The sequence below is a fragment of the Candidatus Anoxymicrobium japonicum genome, assembly GCA_002843005.1.
GTDB lineage: Bacteria > Actinomycetota > Geothermincolia > Fen-727 > Anoxymicrobiaceae > Anoxymicrobium > Anoxymicrobium japonicum.
Map to the genome: position 1 here is coordinate 1 of PHEX01000115.1, position 2307 is coordinate 2307.

General features: G+C 55.4%; 4 protein-coding genes. All 4 read right to left on the reverse strand.

What is annotated here, in order from left to right:
* Nucleotides 1–145: 145 nt before the first annotated feature.
* From CVT63_08215 to rsmD, 4 genes are read right to left on the reverse strand one after another with little or no spacing between them, the layout of a single operon-like run.
* Entirely contained in the window at nucleotides 146–646 is a 501-nt protein-coding gene (locus tag CVT63_08215; GenBank protein PKQ27395.1) for a hypothetical protein, read from the reverse strand.
* On the reverse strand, nucleotides 643–1152 hold the full coding sequence (locus tag CVT63_08220; protein ID PKQ27396.1) for a hypothetical protein: 510 nt from the start codon (nucleotides 1150–1152) through the stop codon (nucleotides 643–645). The genes CVT63_08215 and CVT63_08220 overlap by 4 nt, the downstream gene beginning before the upstream one ends.
* 3 nt (nucleotides 1153–1155) lie before the next feature.
* Nucleotides 1156–1668, reverse strand: coding sequence for a pantetheine-phosphate adenylyltransferase (locus CVT63_08225; protein PKQ27397.1), 513 nt, complete (start codon nucleotides 1666–1668; stop codon nucleotides 1156–1158).
* Nucleotides 1637–2245 (reverse strand): 16S rRNA (guanine(966)-N(2))-methyltransferase RsmD, encoded by a 609-nt coding sequence (gene rsmD, locus CVT63_08230; GenBank protein PKQ27398.1) that lies wholly within the window; start codon nucleotides 2243–2245, stop codon nucleotides 1637–1639. Before rsmD ends, CVT63_08225 begins: the two co-directional genes overlap by 32 nt.
* Nucleotides 2246–2307: the final 62 nt, after the last annotated feature.

The following is a 2307-nucleotide window of genomic DNA, read 5'->3' on the forward strand; positions in this document are numbered from 1 at the left end:
GGTCAGCCCTCAAACCAGTATTATGTACACAGGTGGTGGGGGTGTGGCTCCTGGGGTCGGCAGCCAAGGCTGCTCTGCCTGAAATGCCGCCCCCGCCGCGTCTACCGCGCAGCGGTAGACGGAGAGGTAGACGGTGCCTGACCCCTTACTTGCAGCTACAGGGTTCGACATTCAGGTTGGCGCCGCACTTCACGCAGAGCCCTTTGCACGCCTCGTCACAGATGCGGCGCGCCGGGAACGAAAGCGCGATCAAATCGCGGAGAACCGGCTCGAGGTTGAGTATCCCATCACGTACGACATAGTCAAACGCGCTCTGTTCATCTTCGTCAACATTGCCGCTGTCCGGCAGAAGCGCGTGCTCGCGCACAGTGACAGAAAATGTAAAGTGAAATCGCTCGAGACAGCGATAACAGAACATGGCGACCCAGCCGTCCACAGTTCCCGCGATCTCTATGGCGCCTGCTATACGACACAGTTCGAGCGACCACCGCACGCTCTCGCCCGGTTGAAATTCCATCTCGCAGGCGTCACGCAAATCCAGATTTGCGCTGCCATCGACTTTTTTACGGTCGCCTATCAGCCGGAGCGCGTTTGAAACATCGATCTTGAGGTCGGGGATTAAATACTGAACGCTATGCGGCGTCACAACTCCTCGCGCTCGTCGTACTCCTCCTCTAACGGTTCCTCGGCGTAGCCCCGAAGCTTTTCGCGCCAGGAGATAATGCGATTGAGTATCCCATCTGTAGAGTCCTTGACCTCGATGAGGGACGCTTCGAGCTCTCCAAAAATACGGTCGGCTACATCCTCGGCGTCATAGACTATCCGGCGTGATTCCTCCTCGGCCTCGTCTATCATGTGGTCTCGCTCGAGCTCGGCCTGTTTGATTATCTCGGTCTGTTGAACCATGTCATCGGCGCGCTTCTCCGCCCTGATGAGAAGTTCCTCCTCATTGCGCTGCGCCTCAGATATTATGCGGTCTTTTTCCCTTGAGACAAGGCGGGCCTGCTTGAGCTCGTTTGGCAAAGTCGCCCTGATGTCGTCCAACAGATCGTAAAACTCCGCCTCGTTGGCCCTGACCGATGAAGACAGGGGAACCCTCTTGGAGTTTGCGATGAAGTCCTCCAGTTTGTCCAGGCGAGCAAATATGTCCATTGCTTACTCCTTTTCCAGTGCGTCGGGGGTGGCGCCGCGCCCAACGAGCCTGGCTCGCAGACGCCGCTCCACAATTTCCGGCACGAGGCCTTTGATAGAGCCACCATATGAAATTACCTCTTTGAGCCCGCTCGAGCTCAAGTAAGTATACCCCGGACTCGCCATGACGAAAAATGTCTCGATGTTCTCGTCCATCTGCCTGTTGAGCTGCGCCATCTGAAACTCGAACTCAAAGTCGGACATAGCGCGAAGGCCTTTCACAATGCAACATGAGCCATGCTCGTGCGCAACATCTATGAGAAGTGAATCGAAAGCGATGACATCAATGTTCTTCACGCCGCCTATGCTCTCCTTCAACATCGCCACGCGCTCATCGGCGGTGAAGAGCGGACGCTTGGCGGGGTTCACGGCTACTGCTACAACAATCTTCTCAAAGTGCCGCGCGACCCGGACAATAACGTCCAGATGTCCGCATGTCACCGGATCAAAAGTGCCAGGGCAGATTGCTACGCTCAAGATTCTTCCCTTTTTTTCGGCCATCCCGTCTCACCGGGCTGTATATAGACACTATCGAATCGCCGTAGTCACGCCGCTCTTCCAGCAGCCATTTGTCAACAGGAGGCTTGTAGTTCCCATGTGGTGAGTAGCGATAGATAGCCAGTCCATCCTCTTCGAGAAGCCCCCTGTTATAAATGAGTCGAAACAACACATCCAGCAAGCGTTGATCAATTCTAAATGGGGGATCGATAAAAATCAAACCATACAGACCACGCGCCGCGGCCAGACCGCCAGGCAATCTGGCTACATGGACAACGCCACGATCCTGCAAGTGAGCGCGATTGAGATTTTCGTTGATCGCGCGCGCGGTTGCGGCGTGCTGCTCTATAAAATCCGCGCGATGAGCGCCCCGGCTCAATGCCTCGATTCCAAACGATCCAACACCGGCAAAAAGATCGAGCACGCGCGCGTCTTCTACCCTGTCCGAGAGAAGGTTGAACATGGACTCCTTCACTCGGTCGAGAACCGGACGCAGCTTGCGGCCTTTCGCTCCATACAACGCAGCGCCTCTGGCGCTTCCCGCTATCACGCGCAACTTAAACTCCTTTGGGGTCAGTTTAACTTTTGATCTGTCAGGTCTTTTTTCTAAAAGTCGCT

Coding starts and splice junctions, on each gene's coding strand:
- CVT63_08220 (PKQ27396.1), bottom strand. CDS start 1,152: ATGGACATATTTGCTCGCCTGGACAAACTGGAGGACTTCATCGCAAAC.